The sequence below is a fragment of the Ignatzschineria larvae DSM 13226 genome (genome assembly GCF_038500265.1).
GTDB classification, from domain to species: domain Bacteria; phylum Pseudomonadota; class Gammaproteobacteria; order Cardiobacteriales; family Wohlfahrtiimonadaceae; genus Ignatzschineria; species Ignatzschineria larvae.
Genome location: NZ_CP150637.1, coordinates 1877501 through 1902305, shown reverse-complemented (window position 1 = coordinate 1902305; position 24805 = coordinate 1877501). Strand labels below are relative to the sequence as shown.

Below are 24805 nucleotides of genomic sequence, written 5' to 3'. Positions count from 1 at the left end.
CCGGCGAGATAACGCCACAACTGCCGGCGCGGGATTGTGATAAGAGCGGGATATTTCGCTCCGGCGATGGGATGAATCGTCTTATATCATAAAGATAGTTTGTTTCTGTAGATGTGGGAAAAATATCAGAAATTTTTATACTTCTTAAATCTAATTCTCGGCGGGAGGGAATGATCGTGTGACCAGAAAGCGCGAGCGCCTGCAGATGAGAAGCTCAAAGCCTCTCGACAAATCTCATTTATGCAACTGTCAGAGATCGATTATCCATTTCCAACATTGAAGTTGCCACAATTGCCGGCGCGGGATTGTGATAAGAGCGGGATATTCGCTCCGGCGATGGGATAAATTGTCTTAGTCGTTCTACATTCAATCTAATGCTCGATTAAATAAAATAATCAATATCCCGATTCTGTTTTGCCACATTCGGAAGAATGGAGTCCATAAAATAGTCGATAAAGAGACGGGTTTTCGCCGGGATATAACGACTGCTAGGATAGACAAGGTGTACTTTCATTGCCGGCGGTGCAGTGCCGGGGAGAATTTCGATAACGTTGCCTTTCTCTATGTCTGCTTGTACTGAATAATCGAGTAATCTGACAATGCCAAGACCGGCAACAGCGTGGGCGAGTGCCCCCATTGAGTGACTGTGAGTGATGGCAAATTGTAGCGGGAATCGCTCGCTCTTTTCCCCAAATTCCCAAGGAATAACGGAGCCTCGATCAGGGAAGTGAATTCCGATACATTGATGTTGCTGAAGATCGGCAATGGTTTGTGGTGTGCCAAATTGCGCAATGTAATCTGGTGAGGCGACCAATTTAAATTGGGCAGTGTGAAGATATTTCGCAACTACGCGCGCTTCCTCTAATTCCCCAATTCTAACGGCAATATCGACAGATTCGCGGGTGAAATTGACAAAGTGATTACCGAGGGCAATTTCTACTTTCAGGGCTTGTCGATGCGCTTCAATAAATGGGGCAATTTGCGGGATGAGGACGGTCATTCCATAACTATCCGGCGCACTAATACGGAGCGTTCCGCGAGGTTTGCCGTCCATTGCTAATTGATTTTCAATATCCTGAATATCCGCAAGGGCTTCTTTACACACCGCATAATAACTAGCCCCCTCTTCTGTCAACCGCATTGCGCGCGTAGAGCGTTCAAAGAGCTTCAGAGAGAGCTTTTTCTCAAGGCGAGCAATGGCTTTACTAATGGCCGATGGCGTTGTGCCAATCAGAATAGAGGCTTCAGTAAAACTTTGGCATTCAGCGGTCAGGCAGAAGACTTGAATATCTTCGAGATCAATTTTTTTGAAAGTATGGGCAGGCATAGATTCTCTCGAAATCAGCAATTGGGTCAGAGGATTATTGCTTTTCAGGCAATAATGATTTTCTATTGGGCTATATTAGCACGCTTTGCTTTTCCTTATGATAGCGCTTAGTTATTTTTAGTGAGTGTGATGACCTGACAGCAATCATCTATTTAATAGTGAGAGAGGGCAAAAGTACTCAGTAATATTACGAATAAATATTATGGACATATCTTACGATTCACTTATTTTCTAAGGAGAGAAAAATGTTAAACCCGAATGTATGGATCAAAAATTGGGTATCCCCTCAAGTCTTTCAATCAATGCTACTGTTAGCCGGTCGAGCATTGATGGCATACCTCTTTATTATTGCCGGTTGGGGCAAAATTGCCGGTTATGCCGGAACGCTTGGCTATATGGAATCAAAAGGCTTGCCCGGCGGACTTTTATGGCTCGTGATTTTATTAGAGTTAGGTGGAGGATTGGCAATTTTAGTGGGCTTTCAAACACGATTTGTAGCGCTCTTTATGATTGTATTTAATATCTTAACGGCAGTGATTTTCCACGGCGGTACAGGAGATGAAACCTCATTTATGAAAAATATCGCCATTGCCGGGGGCTTTATCTACCTAATGGTACAAGGTGCCGGCGCGTGGAGTATTGATGCTTGGCTTGAACGGAAATAGGCTATACCAAATAAGCCATAGATAAAGAGAATGAAATGGATGATGTAAAGGATAATGATCTTTCGGGATGATTATCCTTTTTTATGATCTAAATGCCGCGAAGCCCAAATTTTTAGAGAGGAGAATAGGCAATATGCTATGCTCTTCTCACGATTGTTCTGTGAGAGATTATCCGTATGAAATTAAAAGTGATTTTGAGAAAGTGTCTGCCTGCCATGATGACCTCAATGGCGACCTGTTTAACCTTAGTGGGTTTAATCACCGCGAATGTGAGCTATGCCGAAAAATCGAAAGTAAAACCGCCGAAGATTGATCAATCGGTAGGGCAATATGCCTATCTTCGGGATAAATTGCCGGATAATGCGGTGGCGTATCTGCGAGTTGCACAACCGGTTGTGCATTTTTTTAGTGCCAAAAATCGTACCAATGATCAAGCGCTACAACATCGGGAGAGCGTGAAAGCATTAGAATCATTTCGGGCGGTACTGAGTGATCAAGCGTTATTGACAGCGCAATTAGAGAAGATCGGTTTCTCATTAGATCAATATAATCAAGAGATGATTCACTATATTGCCACTTGGCTCTATCGCGATCTCAATGGTCCGATTGAGGCGATGGTCGTTGATAAAGGGCATTCGATCTCGGCAATGTCGCAAGGGCTGATTATTGTGCCGATGGCAATTGATTCGGTGGCAAAATTGAATCAGATATTGGCGGATAATCCCATTAATCCTGACCTTTTGCAATTAGATGATCAGGGCTTTGGCACCTATGAACAGGCAAGTTTCTATTTTGATGCCGAGGAACAGCGACTCTTTGTGATGGTGGGGGTTGCGCCTATTAGTTGGGAGGCGATGCAAACGCAGATTACAAAACTCACACATCAACGGGAACACGAGATGTATACCTTTGAAAATCAGATTGATTTAACGGGGCAGAGTAACTTCTTGTGGCTCGATCTTCGTAATAAAGCCGGGGTTTTATCAGCACCTATTGGAAATATGGCGGTAATGGAACTCTTACAGCAGATTGAGGGCGTTGCACTCGGCGAGGGAACGAATGAAGTGGGACAAGGGCAGATGAAGATCATCGTCAAAGGGAATATGAATACCCTGTTGGCGCTCGATCCTAAGCGCAAAAATGACTTTAACTTTGAGACAGTAGAAGCCCCGCTCGGCGCTGTGATTCTACCGATTCCAACACAAGCAATGGTGGAAAAAGCGCTCTATACTTCATTTGCAAGTCAAATGCCGGCCTATTTAGTGGATGAAGCTGTGGTAGCGGATTTCCAAACGGAAGCCAAAGCGCTCTATCAAAATATACAGGCGAAACTTTCTACGGATCTTGGATTTGATCCAATGCCACTGCTGAATGCGCTTGGGCCCACGATGACGTTCTATTATGATGATCTAGGGCCACACGCGATTATTGGTTTACGGGATAAAAAACAGTTTTATCAATGGTTAAATACGCAAAAGGAAGCGGGCTTAGTGCAATATGATCAAAAGGGTCAAATGCACCATTTAGTGATGCAAAATCCTCTGATTCCCCTGCTTGTCGATAAGATTAGTCAAGATCCGAAAGAGGATTTAACACCGCTTACGTTCTATCCTTTCATTAATGAATATGTAGCGAATATCTACGGCGTACGAGCGCTTGATCTCAATTGGCACTTCTATTGGACTGAAGAGGGGGATTATATTCGAATAAATCGCTTGCCACAGATGGTGATGGAAGAGGATCGATTAGGCAATGAGAAGTTTGGTAAATGGTTAGAGCGTTCACAAGGGATTAATCCCCAAGAGCTGCTCTTTGCCGGTACGATGAATATTAAAAATGGTGATCGTAATTGGTATTACAACTATCTACAGTTTTTACAAAATAGTGCGGATGTTTTAGGCGTTGAATTTGATGTGAATCGGATGCCAAGAGCGGATCAATTCGATTTTGCACAATCTTCTCGGGTCGGTCTGCAATTGAGTGCGAATGATCAATTTCTCTATCTCTCTTTAGATTATGGGGCTGATCCGAGTACGAGCATTATGAGCACGTTGCTCTTTACCGGGAGCTCAATCTTTATGTCAGGTATACTTGCCGGATTTTTAGAGCAATTCCCGATCTATGAATCACTCTACTATAATTAGAATCTCAGAATGAGAACTAGTAGAACAAGAAGAGTAAAGTGAGAATAATCACGTAAAAAATAGAGCACAAATCAGTTTTCGCATATTTGCACGGATAGAGTAAAGCCCACTGAATATCAGGTTCAGTGGGCTTTTTATATAGAGTGATATCTAGAGTGATATCGGGTCAAAATAGGTATTATTGAAATGCCGGCACATCAGCTAATCGAGGCAAGAAAGCCGTTCTATCCGGCATCTTGCAACTGATGATTGATTAGACCGCTTCCGCCTTGCTACGGGTTTTAAAGCTCAATGCCCAACCAATGATTAAGCCGACAATCGCCGGTAAAATCCAACCCATACTCACATCAGAGAGCGGAAGAATCCCGTCCACTGTTGAGGTAATCGTCCAAACCACAGGGTTTTGGCTAATCATCTCGGAAGAGGCTTTTAACCCTTCAAGTACTGCGACAATAAAGGTAATGCCGATGGTGCATTGATACACAATTTTCTGATGATGAAATAGCGGTGAGAGAAAAGCGAGGAATACCAAAGTGATGGCTAATGGATAGAGAAACATCAATACCGGAATGGAGATACTGATAATCGCGGTTAAACCCACATTGGCAATGAGCATACTGATAATACTAAAAATATGAACAAATTGACGATAAGAGATCTTCGGGAAGAGCTCGGTAAACATCTCGGCACAACTTGTAATAAGACCGATAGCGGTTTTCAGACAGGCAATCGTGATAATAATCGCTAAGAGCATTGCCCCATACGCACCAAAATAGTGGGTTGCAATCTGCGCAAGGGCAATTCCGCCATTATCAGAGAGCGGGAATTGATTGAGGCTCGTGGCCCCAATATAAGCGAGGCAACCGTAAATAACACTCATTAAAATAAGGCTAATAATACCGGATTTAAAGGTATCTTTGGCGATATCGGTCGGGTTCGTTACACCTAAGTTTTTGATGGTATTGACGACAATAATCCCAAAGGCCAAAGAGGCTAATACATCCATTGTGTTATAGCCCTCGGTAAAGCCTTTAAAGAGCGCATTATGCGTATAAGCCGGCTGAATCGGAAGCGTTTCAACATCTCCCATAGGATAGATAAAAGCGCTAATAATGAGAAAGGCTAAGAAGACCAAAAAGAGCGGATTTAACACTTTTCCGATCCACATCATAATATTGCTAGGATTGAGGGAAAGAATCCACGCTAATAGAAAGAAGAGAACTGTAAAGATGAGGAGTGCAATCGTATATTGATCTTCGCTCAAAAATGGTGTTAAGCCAATTTCAAAAGAGACTGTTGCCGTTCTAGGAAGTGCAAAGAAAGGGCCGATCGTTAGATAGAGCACAATGGTAAAGAAGAGGCCATAGAGCGGGGTAACCCGACTTGCAAGGTCATAGAGACCATTACTTTTAGAAAAGCCAATCGCCACAACGCCGAGGAAAGGAAGCCCTACGCCGGTAAGGATAAAACCAATGGTTGCTAATGAGATAGAAGCACCGGCTTCTTGCCCCATATGAACGGGGAAGATAAGGTTCCCGGCACCAAAGAAGAGCCCGAATAACATCGAGCCGATAGTGATATATGCTGAGAGTGATAGTTGTTTCTTCATCTGAATCTCATAAGGTTAAAGGTGAATGAAAATAAAATGTTGTCATTTGAAAAGGTTGCCATTTGTGGCAATAAAATCCCTCAAAGAGGCGCTATCATATTGCAAAATCAGTGAATAATAAAATGAGTGTTTACTTTTTGAATAATTATTTATTCTATATTCGCTTTTTGATATCTATTTTCTCTATTAATTGTCGCTATGGGTTTAAAGCGATTGTTTTGATCGTCTCTGTTGAGTGATGACGAGTAATAATCCGCCCAATATCACTAAAGTGGCGCCGAGCCAGCCCCAGAAGCCGAGTGTTTCATTCCAGAAAAAATGGGAGATGAGCGCACCAAAAACGGCATTGAGATAGTAGAAAGGCGCTAAGATTGACGCATCTGTCAAGGAGTTTGCTTTCGTAACCCACACTTGACCAAGGGAGCCAAAGATTCCCATTAAGAGCACAATCCCCCAAATCGCCGGCGATGTAGGGAGGGTAAATTCAGTAAAGAGCGCTAAACCGAGCGCCGAGATAATGCCGGTGAGAGAGAAGTAGAAGACAATCTCTGCACCTTTTGCCACTTTACTGACCCGCTTAATCGCCACCATTGCCATTGCCACAAAGATTCCGGCAACAATAGGCAGTAGAGAGAGGAGAGAGAAATGGGGCTTATCTACATCGGCTAACATCCAAACGCCGGCTAGAGCGAGGAGGAAGCTCGGAATTAGCACCCAACTGAGCTTCTCTTTGAGCCAGATAAACGCCAAAATAGGAACGAAGAGCGGAGTGAGGGAGCGGAGCACTGTGGCATCTGAAAGCGGTAATACTTTTAGTGAGACAAAGATGAGGATCATCCCGATCTGCCCTGAGAGCGAGCGAATGGCGTGTAGCGGAAGCCTTGCAATTGAGTGGCGCATTTCGCCGGAGAGATAGAATGCCGGTAGAACCCACATTAGGGTGATGAGGTTTCGAAAGAAGATGATCGTTGCGGTTGAGATATCGTTACTTAACCATTTGATAGAGCTATCCATGAGCGCAAAAGCCACTTGAGAGAGCACTACAAAGAAGATACCAAGAAGAAGCGTATTTCGCATAGAGATTCTATCCCTGAGAATGATGGAGCGGTCACTGTTTTTATCTTATGAGCAAATAGTGTACGCCTTTCTATAGGACGCTTCTAGCCTTGGAGATGATTTTATGATACTCATCTGCCGAATTATTCTAGTGATAGCCAGCCGTTCTCCCTAGAGAGCGCTATTTTTCTGTTTCTGAGTGATCTGTTTGATGCGGTGTGTAACGGGGTTTTTCCGGCATTCTTTCAATAATACGCGCCATATTGATCGCACGATCTTGCGCTGTGACTTCATAATCATTCCAGAGATGAAGATATTCTGCTACATCTTCCGGCCATTTATAGAGCACATTAAATCCTCTTTTTAGGCATTCTTGATGCAGTGCGTCATAACGATCTTTTAAAAAACGCAATTTATCCCGGAAAAAGGTCACGTGCCCGGTTCCTAAATGGTAACCCGGCGCGTTTGAGAGCGGGACTTTGCCTTGCCGTTTCGCGATATCATTGGGGATACGAGTCAATTCCCGATGTTCGGCTAGGAGATGTTGATCACACAGTTCTTCAGGAGGAATGATATTAATTCGAGTCATAGCGAGTGATTGATCAATAGTTCAAAAGAGAGAAGAGCATTGTAACAAGCTTGAATAAGGATCGCGAATAAGGGGTGTAAATAGAAGAACCACAAAGGAAAGAGAAGATAATAATCCCAATAATATAAATGTGTTACTAATTTTAGTGGCAATGAGATTACGCGGAAGCGGGAAGAACTTTTGCTTTCTCAAGGAAAACAGGCTACATTCAAATGCAAGTGAAGAGCGGTTAAAAATTTATTAACAATGATTCTATTAACAATGATCCATTAACAGTTCATTGAAAACGACTTTAATCGGATCTTCTTCTCTTTATTCACACTAGGGGAGCTCAAATCGAGCTGAGATTAGCATTGTGCTTAAACCCTTTGGACCTGATCTGGCTAATACCAGCGTAGGAAAGTAAGGCGATATAATGAGTATCTATTCTATTTTGATTCTGTTGAATCATTATCTCAAAGCGATGATCGATCAATAAAGATTGATGAATAAAGATCGATTAATAAGATCGATCCGTCACGCTATCAGATTGTAATGCGCTCTAATCATAGAGACGTTTTATGTGAAACATCCCATTATTATCCCTGCAATAGACGCTTGCTAGCCCAAATCTTGTCTTCTTTTATTATCATAGGAGCAATTTAATGGCAGATACATTTCAACCCGAACAATCGTTAGCGCAACCAATATCGCAACCATTTCAACAAAAATTTCAACAGCAATTCCCCAATAGCCGAAAGGTCTATATTGAAGGTTCTAGGCCGGATATTCGAGTACCCTTTCGCGAGATTACCCTCTCAGATACTTTAGGATCCAAAGGAGAAGTGATTGAGAAAAATCCCCCATTTTTAGTCTATGACACGAGTGGCCCTTATTCGGATCAAGATTACCAAGTGGATCTGACGAAAGGGCTTCCGGCACTTAAAAGAGCTTGGGTCATAGAGCGTGGCGATGTGGAGACGTATGAGGGACGCATCAAAAGTGCGCGAGATGATGGCTATAAACGGGAAGATGATCCTCGTATTCAAGAGGGCGCTTTCCCGGGATTAAAGCGGGAGCCTCTTCGGGCAAAGCCGGGAATGAATGTGACGCAGATGCATTATGCCCGTAAAGGGCTGATTACGCCGGAGATGGAATTTATCGCGATTCGTGAAGGAATGACACCGGCGTTTGTACGGGATGAAGTAGCGGCCGGCCGAGCGATTATCCCCTCGAATATTAATCATCCTGAAGCCGAGCCGATGATTATTGGTAAAAATTTCCAGGTGAAGATTAATGCCAATATCGGGAACTCGGCGATCACTTCTAATATCGAAGAGGAAGTGGAGAAGATGACGTGGGCCACTCGTTGGGGCGCGGATAATGTGATGGATCTCTCAACTGGGAAAGATATCCATAAAACACGCGAATGGATTATCCGCAATTCGCCGGTTCCGATCGGCACCGTTCCCATTTACCAAGCTCTTGAAAAGGTCAATGGCATTGCCGAAGATCTGACGTGGGAAGTGTTTCGCGATACCTTAATTGAGCAAGCAGAGCAGGGCGTGGATTACTTCACAATTCATGCCGGTGTTTTACTGCGCTACATTCCGCTAACGGCGAATCGAGTAACGGGGATTGTCTCTCGAGGCGGTTCTATTATGGCACAGTGGTGCCTTGCGCATCACAAAGAGAATTTCATCTATACCCATTTTCGAGAAATTTGCGAGATTATGCAGCAGTATGATATCGCTTTCTCGTTGGGGGATGGCTTACGACCAGGGTCGATTGCCGATGCCAATGATGAAGCACAATTTGCTGAGCTTAAGACCTTAGGGGAGTTGACAGAAATTGCGTGGGAGTATGATGTCCAGACGATGATCGAAGGCCCCGGGCACGTACCGATGAATAAGATCAAAGAGAATATGGAGATGCAGGAGCGATATTGCCACGATGCGCCTTTCTATACACTTGGGCCACTGACGACTGATATCGCACCGGGATATGATCATATCACGTCAGCGATTGGAGCCGCACAGATCGCTTGGTATGGTACGGCGATGCTCTGTTATGTGACGCCGAAGGAGCATTTAGGCTTACCTAATCGGGAAGATGTCCGTACCGGCGTGGTTACTTATAAATTAGCGGCGCACGCAGCGGACCTTGCAAAAGGGCATCCAAATGCGCAAAAACGGGATGATGCACTCTCCAAAGCGCGCTTTGAATTTCGGTGGTTAGATCAATTTAACCTCGGCTTAGATCCAGAGTTAGCACGAGATTATCACGATGAAACCCTGCCACAAGAGGGCGCAAAAGTAGCTCATTTCTGCTCGATGTGTGGTCCTAAATTCTGTTCAATGCGGATTTCACAAGATATTCGTACGGTAGCACAAGCACAATCAGGGGGAGCACAATCAGGGGAAGCTCAGAAGATCATTGCCGGAATGCAGGAGAAATCAGCAGAATTCCGTGCGAATGAGAGTCAGATTTATCGCTAATGAGGTTATAAGTGGGGTATCAGTCGGCAAATTGCGCATTAATTTGCGCTTTTTGCCGGCATTAATTGTAATTGCCAATAGCCGGTGTGATCTTTGACAAGTGCAAGCCGATCACTTTGTGTCGTCTTGTTACGAAAGAAGAGTGTGTAATCGACGGTTGCTGCTGTTTTATCTTGATTGAAGGTGGCATTTTGAAATTCGATTTTTTCGATACCCCCTTTCGCATTAATGTTGAGGGCTAAATCTTCAAAAATAATGGTCAAAATTTCGTAGAGTACCGCTTCGGAGCGGGGCTCTTGATTCAGATCATTCAGATTAAAGAGCGCGATTAGCTCCGGATAATTAGGATTAGCCAAAGATTCATAAAATCGTTGCACACTCTCTTCTGGCGAATGGGGTTGAGTACATCCTGCAATACAGAGGAGTAATCCCAAAGTGAGTGTACGAAATTTATGACGCATAGCATACCTTTACGTTTAATGGCTGATTGAATAGCAGATTGAATTCTATTTCTTCTATTTATTCTATTTTAGAGGCTATTTATTAATAGCGCAAAAGAGCATTCTAATACAAACCCTACTGCAAGCAATATCTTAGTAATATCTTAGTTGCAGTGATGGTTTGTATTAGCGTGATTGCTTATGCGCGACTCTTTTGATGGGCAAAATGGGCGACGGATCTACTTTTTGAATCCTTTGAGTGCATCGGCAAAAGGATTATTACTTGGCGCACTCTTTTGTGTTTGATTCATTGAGCGCTTCTGCTTTTGTGATGCCGGCGCAAAGCCTTTATTGCCGTCTGTTACATTTTCTCCAATAGGATCGTTCATCCGCATTGTTAGGGCAATTCGTCGGCGTGGAACATCCACTTCTAATACTTTCACTTTCACGATATCGCCGACTTTAACGACTTCATAAGGATCTTTCACAAAGCGATCGGCTAGGGCACTAATATGCACTAAACCGTCTTGATGAACGCCGATATCTACGAAAGCACCGAAGTTTGCCACATTTGTGACAACACCCTCTAACTGCATTCCTGGTTTTAGGTCTTCAATCTCAGCAACATCTTCTCTAAAGGAGGCAGTAATAAATTCAGGACGAGGATCACGACCCGGTTTCTCGAGCTCATCTAAGATATCCTTCACTGTCGGGATACCGAACTGCTCACAGGTATAATCTTGGGGTTTAAGCGTTTTGATAAAGGCGCTATTGCCCATAATCTCAGAGAGAGGCTTCCCTGTTTTTTGTAAAATCCGTTCTACTACAGGATAAGCTTCAGGATGCACCGCCGAGATATCAAGGGGGTTATCGCCGCGAATACGTAGGAATCCTGCCGCTTGTTCAAAGGTTTTAGGCCCTAAACGTGGCACTTTTTTGAGCGCATTACGGTTCGCAAAAGCCCCATTTTCATCCCGATAATCTACGATATTTTGCGCAGTCGTAGCATTAAGGCCAGAGACTTGAGCTAGGAGTGCACTTGAGGCGGTGTTTGCATCAACCCCGACAGCATTCACACAATCCTCAACCACAGCTTCGAGCATTTTACCGAGTTGTACTTGATTGACATCGTGCTGATATTGACCTACGCCAATGGCTTTAGGTTCAATTTTAACGAGTTCAGCAAGGGGATCTTGCAGACGGCGCGCAATCGATACCGCACCACGAAGGGAAACATCTAATTCAGGAAACTCTTTCGCCGCTAAAGCTGAAGCGGAGTAGACTGAAGCCCCCGCTTCACTAGTGACAACACGATTGAGCTTAGGATATTGTTTGCAAAGATCTGCCACTAACTTATCCGTTTCTCGAGAAGCAGTACCATTGCCGATAGAGACCAATTCAGGTTGATATTTATCCACTAATTGCGCCAAGGTATGGAGCGATTTATCCCACTCATTTCGAGGTTGATGAGGATAGATCGTCGCAGTATCGAGCAATTTACCGGTACGATCAACAACCGCAATTTTACAACCGGTACGAATGCCGGGATCGATACCGAGAATCGTTTTTTCGCCGGCCGGTGAGGCGAGGAGGAGATCTTTAAGATTGCGTGCAAAGACCTTAATCGCTTCTGTTTCCGCCGCTTCTTTGAGTTGATTGATGAGCTCTAATGAGAGGGAGAGATTGAGTTTCGCACGCCAGCTAAGACGAATGGTATCTTTGAGCCAATCGTGAGGGTTATTCAATCCCAAAGTACTACGAATCATCTCAAGGGGTGCATCGAGAAGCTCTTCAGGGAGCTTAAGCTCAAGCGTAAGCATATCTTCATTACGGCCACGAAGGAGCGCGAGCGCTCTGTGAGATGGGATTTTGTTAATTTTCTCTTGGAATTGGAAGTAATCTTTATAATTACTGCCGGCTTCCTCTTTCCCCTCTTGAACAGTTGAATGGATCTCTGCAAAGTCCCAGAGATATTGTCGAAGTTTTCCGAGTAACTGGGCATTTTCTGAGATCCGTTCAATGAGAATAAAGCGTGCGCCGTCAAGTACCTCTTTGACTTCATTAAATTGCATCTCAGGATTGAGATATTGTGTGGCTAACGTTTCGATACTCTCTGATGGCTGATCTACAAAGAGAAGATCGGCTAATGGTTCTATTCCGGCTTCAATGGCGATTTGTGCCCGCGTCCGGCGTTTAGGGCGGTAAGGAAGATAGAGATCCTCTAATTCTGTTTTAGTCGTCACACCATTAATTTGGGCGCGTAATGTGTCAGTGAGCTTCTCTTGCTCGGCGATCGATTTGAGGATGGTGATGCGGCGCTCATTGAGTTCCCGAAGATAGCTCAATCGCTCTTCTAGCAGCCTAAGCTGTGTATCATCGAGGCCGCCGGTAACCTCTTTTCGGTAACGGGCTATAAAGGGGACTGTCGCCCCCTCATCTAGGAGTTTAATGGCGGATTCGACTTGGGAAGCCGAAGCATTAATATCTTGAGCGATAATGTTAGGGAGCGCTTTTTGATGCGCTTGCATATCTGCTTCAATAGCGATATCGATAGACATAGAAGAGAGTCCTTATTCGTTATTGGAATATTTATTGAAATAGAGTGTTAGAGCTAATATTAGATCTACAATAAAGGGCTAATTATACCCATTTTTTATCCTGATCGGGGAGTTCTCTATTTTTTCTTAGAAAAAAGCGGTAATAGAATCAGTTTTTGAATATATCAGAGGTTTAATCGCGCATCCGAATCTTGTTAATCAGTTGAATGATTGATCTTTTTGTGGACATTTATAAGTGTGATAAAATGTCACGCTGATGTAAAGTCAATAACATATTGAGATATCAAAGGTGTGACAATCAGCGATAAAACTGAATATGAAACTGAATATGAAATTGAATATGAAAAAGAAGTAAACAGAAACGGTGAGTTTAATAAAGAGATTCTATCGATAATGATCACGATTATTTGCTACTGTATTACGCAGATTATTCTAAGTGTGATGATCATTAATAAGTAAGAGAAATACTGTGGGTACAGTATCTGATAAGACATAAACGAGAATATCGAGAATATGAACATAAACAATAGATTATTAATATTAGTGTCTTTTAAGCGGATACTATTTGTTGGCACAATAATATTGTCATTACTTCCGATGATAAGTTACGGTAAATCAGCGAAGATGAGTCAAGAAGATCAACCTATTTTAGGACGTTATGAACACGTGACAATCGATGAGTTAGGGAATACTCAAATTAAAGCAAAGCTTGATACCGGTGCTTATACTGCATCGCTCAATGCCTCTGATATCGAGTATTTTAAAAAAGGGGATGATGATTGGGTGCGTTTTACGCCGGTGATCGATGAGGTGCGCTTAGCAACGCTTGAATTACCTTTAGAGAAAATTTCCAAAATTAAACCTCGGGTAGAAGAGGGCGAAGATCAGGATGATATCGTCGCATCTAAGCGTCCGGTTGTGAAGATGAAAGTCTGTCTTGCAGGTCAATGGAAGACGATCGATGTGAATTTAACGAATCGAGATCACTTTAATTATCCGCTCTTATTAGGTGCTAAAGCATTACGGCAATATAAAGCGCTCGTGGATGCCGGCAGAGAATATACCGCTGATCCTGCTTGTGGCCAATAAATACCTTTATTCACTTCATAATTTTACTCAATAATGAATATTAATTTATACGTAATTTAATTTATACGTAATATGTATAAGTCAGACATTGCATTAATGCTTGTGTTACACAGTGACGTTGTGATTATGCCGCTCTGTATTGCACTATGCTATTCAATGCAAATAGATCCACATTACCATACAAGGAAAGTAGCTCGTGCGTTCCGTTAATTTACATTTAAAAGTTTTAATATTTTTGCTATTAGCAATCGGGATCGGCTCGATTGTGTATGAGCGTTATGTATTACAAATTCCATTTACCGATCGTGAGGTAGAAAATCTCTGGACGATCGATGCCAAAATCACTTATGACGTACCCCGTGAAAGCGCTGTCTCTGTGCAGTTCTATCTGCCGACAGACTATAATCAATATAGCCCTTATAGTGAGTCGCTGATTGCAGATAAACAGTATGGCCAAACCTTTGAAGAAGATGAGTATGGGAATAAAGTAGCCCATTACTCAGTTCGCCGTACCAAAGGACAAGAGACCATTTACTATCGCTTAGCGCTCTCGCCTAATTTTGGTGGAAGCGATAAAACTGAGGCGAAAAAGGGGCCAATTTATCGGGAACCTATTCCTATTGAAGGGGCTGAGCAGTTAGCAGCTGATGCTTTAGTGAAGGATATTCGAGCCACATCGTCCAATACAATGAGTTTTATCAGTGAAGCGATTCAACGGGTGAATGATCCGGATAATAGTAATGCGGCGCTACTACTCAAAGGTGATGATTCGGTCAAAAATCGTTATGCCGTTGTGGAGCTTCTCTTGTCTCAAGCACATATTCCTGTGCAACGGGTGAATACCATTGAGCTAAAGCCAAGCGTCAATCAACAGCCTGAAATTTGGCTACGAAGCTATATCGAAACATCGAGTAAAGATAAAGAGACCAACAAGAATGTAACGACCGGTAAATGGTACTATTTCAATCTTGAAAATGGGGCGATTGGGTTACCTAAAAATGCGATGATCTGGTGGATTGGGGATAATCCGCTATTAGAAGTTACGAACGGATCTAAAGCTAAAGTCTCATTTAGTATTACGGATAAAGAATTAACCGCTATTAGTCTTGCACAAGCAAATAATGCCGAGAGCTCTGAGTTCTTAGCCTACTCGCTCTACAGCTTGCCCATTTCGGCGCAGTTTGGTTATGAATTAATGATGATGATTCCTTTTGGGGTGTTAGTTATTTTATTGGTGCGTAACGTCGTCGGAATTCAAACCCTTGGTACCTTTACACCGGTACTGATCGCACTTGCCTTTAGAGAAACAGGATTGGGCTTTGGGATTATCTTCTTCTCCATCATTATCGCGATGGGGTTACTCGTACGCTCCTATCTTGAGCATCTAAAGTTACAGATGCTCTCTCGACTCTCGGTTGTGTTGACCTTTGTTATTTTGATGATTGCCACATTAAGTATTTTTAGTAATAAGATGGGCTTCTCTCAAGGATTAGCGATTGGTCTATTCCCAATGGTGATTTTAACGATGACGATTGAGCGACTTTCGATTACCTGGGAAGAGCGCGGTGCCGGCAATGTTCTTAAAATTAGTATTGGGACATTAGTAGCCGCATCACTTGCTTATCTCTTGATGGATATCCCGGAGTTTGTCTACTTTGTCTTTACATTCCCCGGCATTTTACTCATTCTTGCGGCTTTTATGCTGATGATGGGGCGTTATCGTGGTTATCGTTTAACAGAACTCAAACGATTTAAAGCGATGCTCAAAGAGGAGAAATAAGCCCATGTTTACGATGATTAAACGGTGGCGAGCGCTGCGAAAACGGGGAGTAATGGGGATCAATGAGCGTAATGGCGATTTTGTGCTCAAATACAACAACCGTAAATTCTACCCTTATGTAGATGACAAGATTATTACCAAAGAACGGGCGATTGCTGCCGGGATTAATGTGCCGGAGATGTATGGTGTGATTGAAACTGAGCGAGACATTAAGGATCTTCCCAAAATTCTCAAAGGGCATACACAATTTGTCATTAAGCCGGCGCAAGGTGCCGGGGGGGATGGGATCTTAGTGATTGGTGATAAATTTGATGATCGCCGTTACAAAACCGTTTCAGGACGTTTAGTCACCCTTGATGAGATTGAGTATCAGATCTCAAGCACCCTTACAGGGCTCTACTCTTTAGGGGGAAACCGAGATAGAGCGTTGATTGAGTATAAGGTCAATTCTGATCCAATCTTCAGTAGCATTAGTTATGAGGGTGTGCCGGATATTCGGGTTATTGTATTGATGGGCTATCCCGTAATGGCAATGCTCAGATTGCCGACTAGACAATCGAATGGTAAGGCGAACCTGCATCAAGGCGCGATCGGTGTCGGCGTTGATCTCAAAACAGGGAAGACGCTAGAAGGAACATGGCTCAATGAGATTATTCAGCGCCACCCTGATACCAATAACCACGTGAGTAATGTTTTATTGCCTAATTGGGATGGCTTTTTAGAGCTTGCCACGAGTTGTTATGAGTTGAGTCAACTAGGCTATATTGGTGTGGATATGGTTCTTGATGAAGAGAAAGGACCGTTGGTACTAGAGATTAATGCGCGTCCAGGTCTCAATATTCAAATTGCTAATAATGCCGGATTAGCAGCGAGAGCTAGAGCGGTTGAAGCGCATTTAGCGGAGCTTAAAAAAGCAGGAAAGCCCGCTGAGTCGGTTTTAGAGCGGATGGCATTCTCGCAGCAACATTTTGGTAGCCAAAGTGAGTAGTTGAAAAGAGAATAACTAGAAGTGGCTAACTTATTAAAGAAGTACTTGATCTAGTTTAACTCATAAGTCATTAACAAAAGCGATTGAGGGGGGCTTTCAATCGCTTTTTTGTGGGAAAGGCTTTTACGATGCTCGGCGCTCATTCCTATTATTGCGGTTATTAACCTATAGTTCATTAGAGAGAATCTAATTGAAATAATTGAGTGACAATAATCAATAGGAGAGGAGAATGATGATGTTGATGGGATATCGAGGGGAACTATTACGGGGATTAATGGGAAGCTTACTACTGCTGTTAATGGTCGGATGCGCTTCACTATCGAATGATTCCCAAGTACCAGTTACACTTGCAGAGTTGTCTGAGGCGGAGCAGAAGCATTATGAGTTGAGCTTACATTATATCGATACGGCGCATTATGATGCAGCTGAAGAGAAGTTGCAGGCTATTTTACAACAGCGCCCTGCGTTTTCTGAGGGTTATAATGCTATGGGGGTACTTTATGAACGTAAAGGGCGAGTGACAAAAGGCAGTGAATACTTTTTAGAGGCCATTAAACTTGATCCTAATTACGATATCGCAGTGATTAATTATAGTCAGTTGATGTGTTATAAATCAGGTAGCGATGGTATTTCTCAAGCTATTGAATTAGAAGTTAAGGCAATAGTAATGATAGAGAATAGAAGAAAGATTGAATCTCGACTATATACTGCATTATTGAAATGTTATATTAAGGAGGATTATTTGCAAAATGGACAACAAGTTGCAGAAAAGGCCATTATATTAGATCCAGATTATGCCTTAACTTATCTCTATTTTGCGGATATACTTTATCGGCAACACAACTATATGAAAGCCCGAGAAGCGATCGATCGATTTAATGATCTTCATGGTTATAGTCGCGAAAGTGCGCAATTAGGGCTAAAAATTAGTGATGCGTTGCAACATCAGGATGAAATTAATAAATATCAATATGTGCTTAGAACACAGTTTGATGAGGATTTATAAGTGAAGGAAAGTGTTAATATTGCACAACAATTGGGTGAAGTTTTAAAAGCTGCTCGATTAGAGAAGTCCCTAAGCATTGAAGAGGTTTCGCGAGTTTTATCGTTGCGCCCCTCATTGGTGACTGCAATAGAATCAGGGAACTATCAAGAAATTGGTGCATTACTCTACGTCAAAAACTATTTACGGAAATATGCGAAATTCTTAGGGCTGTTAGATGAGAATTTTGAAGTAGAAATGAGTCGATTAACCGAAACATTAGATACGAAAAACTACGGTTATCATAATTCGGCAAAAGTAAAACAGGAAGCTGAAGAGAAAAAACGTTCTAATCATTTCAAATATTACCTGATTTTTGTTTTAGTGCTAATCGCGATTTTTGCTTATCTCTATCAAAATGGGATGATCCCTGCGCTTTTTAAAGAGATGCGAGCTTTAGATACTAAGGAGAATGTCTCCCTTCTGAATGAGCGATTTCCTTCTATCGAGCTAGAATATGGGATTTCATCTAATCAAGATAATGTAAGCTTTGAGAATTTACTGATTGACGCTGTAGAGAACGAGCAAGCGCAAAAGATGATTGCCGATAAATCTTATCAACATGAGATCAGTGCACGTATTGACTCTATTGCAGATGCTTGGCAAGAGGAGGACCGAGATACTTCGGTGGGAAAGTCCGAAATATCTAGTCAATTACAGACTCAGTTAGGTTATGGTCCCGAAAGACAACGTGGGCAACAAGAATCATTCTCAAGGCAAGACAAGAAAACAGGTACCGGCCGGTTTAATGCTTTAGGGCAATCGTTAGCGCATTATAATAGGCTTCTTTCGGGAGCCTCTTTACCTGTCATGGATTTAGGCGCTCAATCAGAGATTCGTGAATTTACCGCGCCGAATCATCATATTCTATATCCTTATAGTGAGCCAAATAAGGTTTATTATGGTGTTGCTGTAGATCCTGCTATTACGGCATCACTAATAGAGCGATTTAATCGTAGAGTCTCTTTTTTTGATCGGGAAAGTGGTTTCTATCCGGCGCTTGATCAACTAGTAACGCAGTTTCAATTAGAGAAGGCAGAAGAAGAATTAGCCTCGATTACTGAGTCGATCAAAATACAAGAAGATGCAATACGGGATGAGGTGGCAGATGAAGCGGTGAGTGAGATCACCGTAGAATTAATGAATTTAGAGTTACAAAAATTGATCACAAATCTTGAATTATCTGAGAAAACAGTTGAAGCATTACAGCATAAATTACCTCAAAAAGTGAAGGTGAATATTGTAGCAGACGATATTACCACGTTAGATATTACCGATATGAGTGGGCGGACAGTAACGAGTCGAGTGATGGCGCCAGGCGAGCAATATCAACTTGAAGGCGATGGCGTATATGATATCTATTTAGGAAACCCTGCAGTGATAGATAAAATAACAGTTAACGGAACAGCAATTCCGGAGTATTATTATAAACCATTTACTGATGAGGTGGCGTCGGTTCGATTTTCACTAAATTCAGCACAGTACCAATAAGTAATAATAAGCAATAAAAATAAGAGTAGGAAATAGAAAGATGAGTCAAAAAATTAATGCGGTGCGGGGAATGCACGATTGTCTACCAAGCGAAATTGGCTATTGGCAAATGATCGAGGGGCATCTTCGCACGCTTTTTTCTGAGTATGGTTACACTGAAATTCGTACCCCTATGATGGAAGAGACCCGTCTTTTCACTCGTTCAATCGGGGAAGTGACAGATATTGTCGAAAAAGAGATGTATACCTTTCCTGATCAAAATGACCAAATTAGCCTCTCTCTTCGCCCCGAAATGACTGCAAGTATCGTTCGTGCTGGTATTCAACATGGGCTTTTCTATAATCAAGTACAAAAGCTATGGCAAATCGGGCCTGCTTTCCGTTATGAGCGACCACAAAAAGGGCGTTATCGTCAATTTCATCAAGCCGATGTAGAAGTGTTTGGTATTGAAACCCCGGATGCAGACGCTGAGATGCTCGCAATGTTGGCGCGTTTTTGGAAACGTTTAGGGATTGAAAATGAGGTAAAATTAGAGATCAATTCGATGGGGACGACAGAGAGTCGTAAAGTCTATCGGGAAAAATTGATTACCTATTTTGAACAATATCAAGATATCTTAGATGAAGATTGTAAACGCCGTCTCTATACTAATCCGCTTCGGATTTTAGACTCTAAAAACCCAGAGCTCAATGAAGTGATTGCAAAAGCGCCGAAATTACTTGATTATTTGGAACCAGAATCAAAAACACATTTTGAACTTCTCTGTCAACAGCTCGATATTCTAGGAATTGAGTATGTGGTGAATCCCCGCATTGTTCGCGGGATGGATTACTATACGCGTACAGTATTTGAGTGGACAACCACAAAATTAGGGGCACAAGGTACCGTTTGTGGTGGTGGGCGTTATGATAAAATGGTGGAAGAATTAGGTGGAAGAGCAACGCCGGCCATTGGTTTTGGCATGGGGATGGAGCGGTTAATTCTTCTTTGCCAAGCTTGTGATGTGGTGGCGCCTGAATATTTACCATTAGTAACGACAGTTTTCTTAGGTGATCGCGCCTCACTTGAAGGGTTACGTTTAACAGAAGAAATTCGTTCAGCACTGCCTTCTATCACGATTTTAGCGAATCTCGGCGGCGGTAGTATGAAATCACAGATGAAAAAAGCTGATCGTTCAGGTGCTAAATATGCTTTAATTATGGGGGATAATGAACTAGATGAAGGTGTTATTATCCTCAAAGATCTTCGAGAAAGTGGTGAGCAAAAGGAAATTGCTCATGCTGACTTGATTTCGTATTTGCAAAATAATTTATTATCATAAAAGGTTAATTCAATGGCTTTAAATCAATATGAAACAGATGAACAACGTGCAGAAGTCCTCATTGATTGGCTCAAGCGTAATGCAGGCTACCTTCTTCTCTTGGTAATCGTTGTTGTCGCCTCAATTGCTGGTGCTGAGTATTTTAAACTCAATTCTGTCAAGACACTTAATGCAACATTTGATACGTATGAACGATCTTTAACAGAGATTACGCAAAAACCGGTTGATGTTGCAAAAGGTGAGCAGCTAATTGCACAAAATGAAGGTGTTTATCAGGTATTCTCGGCACTTTTAGTCGCGAAAAAAGCATATAATGCTGGTAATTTAGCGGGTGCAGAACAATTATTGCAAGATGCGTTGAAAAGTACGAATGATGAAGGTGTTCGTTCATTGATTCAATATCGGTTAGCATTAGTGCAATTTGATCAAAATAAAAATGAAGATGCATTACAATCACTTCAGCAGATTCAAGCACTTGAATTTTTGGGGTTGAGAAAGGTGCTTGAAGGCGATATTTATCTAGACATGGGTAAAGTGCAAGATGCAAAAATCTCTTATGAAGAGGCGCTCAAAGCTGATGTTGTACCTGAGAATGCACTCACTAAATTCAACTCACTGAATATACAATAAGCCTGATGGCAATAGGACTGTAAGAAGATGAAGAAGATCATTACAACGATTATCGCTACAATTATTATTGCTGGATGCGCTGGAGGATTACGAGGCAAAAGTAATCTTGCGCAACCTGTTGAGTTGAATAGTGCTATACCTAATAACTTAGTTGTTAAAGTGTGGGAAGCGAAAACCAAGAGTAAAACGGCTAAAGAAAGTGCTCTTCGTTTTTTAATTGCAGATGATGGTGTGAATACACTCTATGTCGCCGGTGAGAAAGGTGTTGTGACGGCGATTGATATGAGTAATGGCGCAAAAATTTGGGAGAATAAAGTCCCAGCGCTTCATACAGGTGTGACTTACAGTCAAGGTGTTCTATTAGTAGGGCAACAAGATGCACATATTGCAGGGCTTTCAGCTTCTGATGGGCAACCTATATGGCAACAAAAAATTATGGGGGTTCCTGCAGTATCACCAGTAAGTAATGGTCACATTGCGGTAGTTCGTACACTTTTTGGCGCTGTTGAAACCTTTGCCTTGCAAACAGGAGAAGTAGATTGGGCTTATCTTTTTAATAGCTCAGAGTTCTCTGTAAGAGGAGCGGCAGCACCAACTTTTATTGGGAATAATATTTTAGCGGCCAGTGATGAGGGAACCTTAGCACTGATTAATGGTGAAACAGGGGAGCAGATTTGGAGCGTTGTCCTAAGTAAACCACTGAATGGTAGTTTTATGGGTGGGCTTCGAGATGTCGATGCAGCGATTATTGTGACACCTGAGCGAATTTTTGTGGGGCAATATCAAACAGGTATTACCGCATTAACGCATCAAGGCCGTAAACTTTGGCAGGCAGGGAAGGGCACTTATGCGGGTATTGCTTATTTCAATGGAGATGTGATCTCAATTAGCAGAGATAGCGCGATTGAGGCATTAGATGCAAAAGATGGTTCATTAGTCTGGTCAAACAATGATCTTTATGGACGAAATCTCACAAAGCCTGTTATTGTAGGCAGCAGAATTGTTGTGGGAGATTATGATGGCTATGTTCATGTGTTAGATGCGGCAAGCGGTGTATTACAAGGATCAACCAAAATATCTTCTAAAGGTTTTATGTTAGATATTAAAGAAATTAACGGTAGTGTCTATCTATTAGATTATTCAGGCACGCTGTATAAAGTTTCAATTTAAGGGAAAGAATGTCAGTACCATTAATTGCGCTTGTAGGGCGCCCAAATGTTGGTAAATCAACAATTTTTAATTCTCTTACTCGTTCACGAAAAGCTTTAGTGGCAGATCAACCGGGATTAACGCGGGATCGTCAATATGGCGATGGAAGAGTAGGGGATAGACCATATCGTGTTCTCGATACGGGGGGATTGTCAGGTGATGACAATCAGATGGATCACTTAATTGCAGAACAAGCTTGGCTTGCCACTGAAGAAGCGGATCTTATCTATTTTATTGTCGATGGAAGAGCAGGTATTACGGCATTTGATGAAGAGATTGCCGATCGTCTTCGTCGAATGGAAAAACCTGTTGTTGTCGTAGTGAATAAGGCGGAGGGAATTGCCCCCGAGGTGATTGTCGCTGAGTATTATTCACTAGGATTAGGTGAACCTGTTGCTGTATCAGCATCCCATAATCAGGGGTTATTTGAGCTTCTCAATCGTTCCTATCAAGTCATCGACTTCCCTGAAAAGGAAGAGAAAGAAGAGATTCACGATGATATTATCCGTTTAGCCGTTTTTGGTCGTCCTAATGCGGGTAAATCGACCTTGATCAATCAAATTCTAGGTGAAGATCGTGTTCTAGCTTCCGAAATCGCAGGAACGACACGGGATAGCATTGAAATACCTTTTACGGCTTATGACCGCGAATTTATCCTCATTGATACGGCAGGGGTACGTCGTCGTAGTCGTGTCTCAGATATGATCGAGAAGTTTAGTGTTCTTAAGAGTTTAGAGGCACTCGAAAAGGCGAATGTGGTTGTCTTTGTCTTTGATGCAAAAGAAGGATTATCTGATCAGGATGCAACCCTTTTAGGGGCGGTTTTAGAAGCAGGTAAAGGCTTAATTCTTGCGGTTAATAAGTGGGATTCTCTATCAGAAGATGAGAAGAGCTGGATTCAGCAAGATTTCTCTCGTCGTTTTGCATTTATTGATTTTACAGAGCCTTTCTTTATTTCAGCGCTTAAAGGGCAAGGGGTAAGGCAGGTGATTCGCCGTTCGATTGAGGTATTTGATCAGGCAATGCGTGAATTTACGACCAATGAATTGTCGAATATCCTAGAGTATGCGGTGCATAATCATCAACCACCAATGGAAAAGGGTTATGCGCCCAAATTGCGTTATGCACATCAAGGTGGAAAAAATCCATTGAAGATCATTATTCATGGAAACCGTACGCAATATGTGAAGGATAGTTATACTCGTTACTTGAGCAATATGTATCGGGAGCAGTTAGGGATTGAGGGATCTCCTGTATGGATTATGTATCGTACCAATGAGAATCCTTATGCTAACCGCCCGGGTAAAGTTGCTGAAATTCGCGGTAGTGCGAAACGTAAACGCCGTCTTGAACAGCAAGGGCAAGGTAAGAAGAAATAGATACAATAGATATCAATTATATTTCAATAGTGTTGAATAATTGATGACGCTAGTATTGATTAGAATTAAAGAAGGGATTACAGATCAAATGTAATCCCTTTTTGTTGTGCTAATGGTCAATCCTATGGTGATGTTGCATTTGTATTAGTGCGCTGCTTTTGGAGATTGACGCATTTTGCTAATGAATGTAACTACTGCCAAGACAATCAATCCCACAATAAAACCAATAATGAAACTAAAAAGAGTCGAGAAGAGTGATTGTAGGAAAGCCACAGGAATAGAGATTGCTAGAGATGTTTGTAGAGCGATTAATTGGGGGATTTCACCAATTACAATACCACCCCCGACTAAGAACATCGCGATTGTTCCGATAAAACCAAGCGCTTTCATTAAGTAAGGCGCTGTATTGACCAATCCCCGGCCAAGAAGATTGAATAGAGATTTTGGTGAAGGGGATTTTTTCATGAGATAGAAGCCTAAATCATCTAATTTGACAATGCCTGCTACGAGTCCATAGACACCTACAGTGATAATGACCGCAAGGGCTAACAATGTAAGCACTTGAGTCAATAGTGTTGATTCTGCAACGACGTTAAGGGCGATGACCATAATTTCAGCAGAGAGAATAAAGTCGGTACGAATTGCGCCTCGAATTTTACTCTTCTCTAATTGGCGAATCTCTACTTCTGTATAAGTACGGTTTTCAATTGCCGAAGTCATTGATGGGGCTTTCTCTTTTGAAAAGATGTGGGCTACTTTATGAGCTCCCTCATAGCAAAGAAATGCACCTCCTGCGAGAAGTAGGGCGATCATCAGCCATGGTGCAAAATGCTCAATGATTAATATTGCGGGAATAATAATAAGCTTATTAATAAAAGAGCCTTTAGCAACACTAGCCACTACAGGGATTTCCCTTGATGCCGAGACGCCTGAAACTTGTTCAGCATTGACAGCAAGATCATCAGTTAAGACGCCGGCTGTTCGTTTAGCAGATAATTTAGTCATCACGGC

General features: G+C 42.3%; 19 protein-coding genes and 1 riboswitch (1 of these 20 only partly in view). Of the genes, 12 read left to right on the top strand and 7 right to left on the bottom strand.

The annotated features are described in order from the left end of the window. Nucleotides 1-382: 382 nt before the first annotated feature. Complete coding sequence (locus tag WMO13_RS07850) at nucleotides 383-1327, bottom strand: LysR family transcriptional regulator (protein WP_051396284.1); 945 nt, start codon at nucleotides 1325-1327, stop codon at nucleotides 383-385. Between the two features lie 245 nt (nucleotides 1328-1572). Between WMO13_RS07850 and WMO13_RS07845 the strand changes: the two genes are divergently transcribed. Continuing rightward, on the top strand, nucleotides 1573-1992 hold the full coding sequence (locus tag WMO13_RS07845; RefSeq protein ID WP_026879295.1) for a DoxX family protein: 420 nt from the start codon (nucleotides 1573-1575) through the stop codon (nucleotides 1990-1992). 215 nt (nucleotides 1993-2207) lie between these two features. Continuing rightward, a complete protein-coding gene (locus WMO13_RS07840; protein ID WP_342386833.1) occupies nucleotides 2208-4136 on the top strand; it encodes a hypothetical protein in 1929 nt (642 codons plus the stop codon). A gap of 253 nt (nucleotides 4137-4389) precedes the next feature. Here WMO13_RS07840 and brnQ read toward each other — a convergent pair whose 3' ends face one another. The 3 genes from brnQ to WMO13_RS07825 form a co-directional block, all read right to left on the bottom strand. Continuing rightward, the gene (gene brnQ, locus WMO13_RS07835) at nucleotides 4390-5745 is read right to left on the bottom strand and encodes a branched-chain amino acid transport system II carrier protein (protein ID WP_026879293.1); all 1356 of its coding nucleotides are present in this window, start codon (nucleotides 5743-5745) and stop codon (nucleotides 4390-4392) included. A gap of 204 nt (nucleotides 5746-5949) precedes the next feature. Next, a complete protein-coding gene (locus WMO13_RS07830; protein WP_026879292.1) occupies nucleotides 5950-6822 on the bottom strand; it encodes a DMT family transporter in 873 nt (290 codons plus the stop codon). A 160-nt stretch (nucleotides 6823-6982) separates the two neighbouring features. After that, nucleotides 6983-7390 (bottom strand): pyrimidine dimer DNA glycosylase/endonuclease V, encoded by a 408-nt coding sequence (locus tag WMO13_RS07825; protein WP_026879291.1) that lies wholly within the window; start codon nucleotides 7388-7390, stop codon nucleotides 6983-6985. A gap of 313 nt (nucleotides 7391-7703) precedes the next feature. Continuing rightward, nucleotides 7704-7808: riboswitch (TPP riboswitch) on the top strand. A 226-nt stretch (nucleotides 7809-8034) separates the two neighbouring features. On the opposite strand from WMO13_RS07825, the gene thiC reads away from it, so the two are divergent. After that, nucleotides 8035-9867: a phosphomethylpyrimidine synthase ThiC gene (gene thiC / locus WMO13_RS07820; RefSeq protein WP_084331515.1), complete on the top strand. Its 1833-nt coding sequence runs from the start codon at nucleotides 8035-8037 to the stop codon at nucleotides 9865-9867. A gap of 38 nt (nucleotides 9868-9905) precedes the next feature. Here the strand turns inward: thiC and WMO13_RS07815 are convergent, their stop codons facing one another. Together WMO13_RS07815 and WMO13_RS07810 are read right to left on the bottom strand one after the other, a co-directional pair. Continuing rightward, complete coding sequence (locus tag WMO13_RS07815; RefSeq protein WP_026879289.1) at nucleotides 9906-10328, bottom strand: DUF4878 domain-containing protein; 423 nt, start codon at nucleotides 10326-10328, stop codon at nucleotides 9906-9908. 218 nt (nucleotides 10329-10546) lie between these two features. Then, nucleotides 10547-12835 (bottom strand): Tex family protein, encoded by a 2289-nt coding sequence (locus WMO13_RS07810; RefSeq protein WP_034855968.1) that lies wholly within the window; start codon nucleotides 12833-12835, stop codon nucleotides 10547-10549. Between the two features lie 654 nt (nucleotides 12836-13489). Here WMO13_RS07810 and WMO13_RS07805 point away from each other — a divergent pair. From WMO13_RS07805 to der, 9 genes are all read left to right on the top strand, one after another. Continuing rightward, nucleotides 13490-13954: an ATP-dependent zinc protease family protein gene (locus WMO13_RS07805; protein ID WP_051396283.1), complete on the top strand. Its 465-nt coding sequence runs from the start codon at nucleotides 13490-13492 to the stop codon at nucleotides 13952-13954. 196 nt (nucleotides 13955-14150) lie between these two features. Further along, nucleotides 14151-15734, top strand: a complete 1584-nt coding sequence (locus WMO13_RS07800) for a UUP1 family membrane protein (protein WP_026879286.1) — start codon at nucleotides 14151-14153, stop codon at nucleotides 15732-15734. A 4-nt stretch (nucleotides 15735-15738) separates the two neighbouring features. Beyond that, a complete protein-coding gene (locus WMO13_RS07795) occupies nucleotides 15739-16722 on the top strand; it encodes an alpha-L-glutamate ligase-like protein (RefSeq protein ID WP_026879285.1) in 984 nt (327 codons plus the stop codon). A 229-nt stretch (nucleotides 16723-16951) separates the two neighbouring features. Further along, nucleotides 16952-17728 carry a tetratricopeptide repeat protein gene (locus WMO13_RS07790; protein ID WP_026879284.1) on the top strand — a complete coding sequence of 259 codons (777 nt, stop codon included), beginning with the start codon at nucleotides 16952-16954 and terminating at the stop codon, nucleotides 17726-17728. After that, nucleotides 17729-19255, top strand: coding sequence for a helix-turn-helix domain-containing protein (locus WMO13_RS07785; protein WP_026879283.1), 1527 nt, complete (start codon nucleotides 17729-17731; stop codon nucleotides 19253-19255). Between the two features lie 40 nt (nucleotides 19256-19295). Then, nucleotides 19296-20576 carry a histidine--tRNA ligase gene (gene hisS, locus WMO13_RS07780; RefSeq protein ID WP_026879282.1) on the top strand — a complete coding sequence of 427 codons (1281 nt, stop codon included), beginning with the start codon at nucleotides 19296-19298 and terminating at the stop codon, nucleotides 20574-20576. A 12-nt stretch (nucleotides 20577-20588) separates the two neighbouring features. Next, complete coding sequence (locus tag WMO13_RS07775; RefSeq protein ID WP_026879281.1) at nucleotides 20589-21206, top strand: YfgM family protein; 618 nt, start codon at nucleotides 20589-20591, stop codon at nucleotides 21204-21206. A gap of 27 nt (nucleotides 21207-21233) precedes the next feature. Continuing rightward, complete coding sequence (locus WMO13_RS07770; protein WP_026879280.1) at nucleotides 21234-22376, top strand: PQQ-binding-like beta-propeller repeat protein; 1143 nt, start codon at nucleotides 21234-21236, stop codon at nucleotides 22374-22376. An 8-nt stretch (nucleotides 22377-22384) separates the two neighbouring features. Beyond that, entirely contained in the window at nucleotides 22385-23794 is a 1410-nt protein-coding gene (gene der, locus WMO13_RS07765) for a ribosome biogenesis GTPase Der (protein ID WP_026879279.1), read from the top strand. 144 nt (nucleotides 23795-23938) lie between these two features. Here the strand turns inward: der and WMO13_RS07760 are convergent, their stop codons facing one another. Continuing rightward, nucleotides 23939-24805, bottom strand: the 3' portion of a protein-coding gene (locus WMO13_RS07760; protein ID WP_026879278.1) for a DUF808 domain-containing protein. 60 nt of this gene lie beyond the right edge of the window; 867 of the gene's 927 nt are visible here — the last part of the coding sequence; its start codon lies off the right edge, out of view; it ends in the stop codon at nucleotides 23939-23941.

What these genes read in the sequence shown, in the direction of transcription:
- WMO13_RS07850 (WP_051396284.1), bottom strand. Translation starts at nt 1,327, where the DNA reads ATGCCTGCCCATACTTTCAAAAAAATTGATCTCGAAGATATTCAAGTC.
- WMO13_RS07845 (WP_026879295.1), top strand. Translation starts at nt 1,573, where the DNA reads ATGTTAAACCCGAATGTATGGATCAAAAATTGGGTATCCCCTCAAGTC.
- WMO13_RS07840 (WP_342386833.1), top strand. Translation starts at nt 2,208, where the DNA reads ATGATGACCTCAATGGCGACCTGTTTAACCTTAGTGGGTTTAATCACC.
- brnQ (WP_026879293.1), bottom strand. Translation starts at nt 5,745, where the DNA reads ATGAAGAAACAACTATCACTCTCAGCATATATCACTATCGGCTCGATG.
- WMO13_RS07830 (WP_026879292.1), bottom strand. Translation starts at nt 6,822, where the DNA reads ATGCGAAATACGCTTCTTCTTGGTATCTTCTTTGTAGTGCTCTCTCAA.
- WMO13_RS07825 (WP_026879291.1), bottom strand. Translation starts at nt 7,390, where the DNA reads ATGACTCGAATTAATATCATTCCTCCTGAAGAACTGTGTGATCAACAT.
- thiC (WP_084331515.1), top strand. Translation starts at nt 8,035, where the DNA reads ATGGCAGATACATTTCAACCCGAACAATCGTTAGCGCAACCAATATCG.
- WMO13_RS07815 (WP_026879289.1), bottom strand. Translation starts at nt 10,328, where the DNA reads ATGCGTCATAAATTTCGTACACTCACTTTGGGATTACTCCTCTGTATT.
- WMO13_RS07810 (WP_034855968.1), bottom strand. Translation starts at nt 12,835, where the DNA reads ATGCAAGCGCATCAAAAAGCGCTCCCTAACATTATCGCTCAAGATATT.
- WMO13_RS07805 (WP_051396283.1), top strand. Translation starts at nt 13,490, where the DNA reads ATGAGTCAAGAAGATCAACCTATTTTAGGACGTTATGAACACGTGACA.
- WMO13_RS07795 (WP_026879285.1), top strand. Translation starts at nt 15,739, where the DNA reads ATGTTTACGATGATTAAACGGTGGCGAGCGCTGCGAAAACGGGGAGTA.
- WMO13_RS07790 (WP_026879284.1), top strand. Translation starts at nt 16,952, where the DNA reads ATGATGATGTTGATGGGATATCGAGGGGAACTATTACGGGGATTAATG.
- hisS (WP_026879282.1), top strand. Translation starts at nt 19,296, where the DNA reads ATGAGTCAAAAAATTAATGCGGTGCGGGGAATGCACGATTGTCTACCA.
- WMO13_RS07775 (WP_026879281.1), top strand. Translation starts at nt 20,589, where the DNA reads ATGGCTTTAAATCAATATGAAACAGATGAACAACGTGCAGAAGTCCTC.
- WMO13_RS07770 (WP_026879280.1), top strand. Translation starts at nt 21,234, where the DNA reads ATGAAGAAGATCATTACAACGATTATCGCTACAATTATTATTGCTGGA.
- der (WP_026879279.1), top strand. Translation starts at nt 22,385, where the DNA reads ATGTCAGTACCATTAATTGCGCTTGTAGGGCGCCCAAATGTTGGTAAA.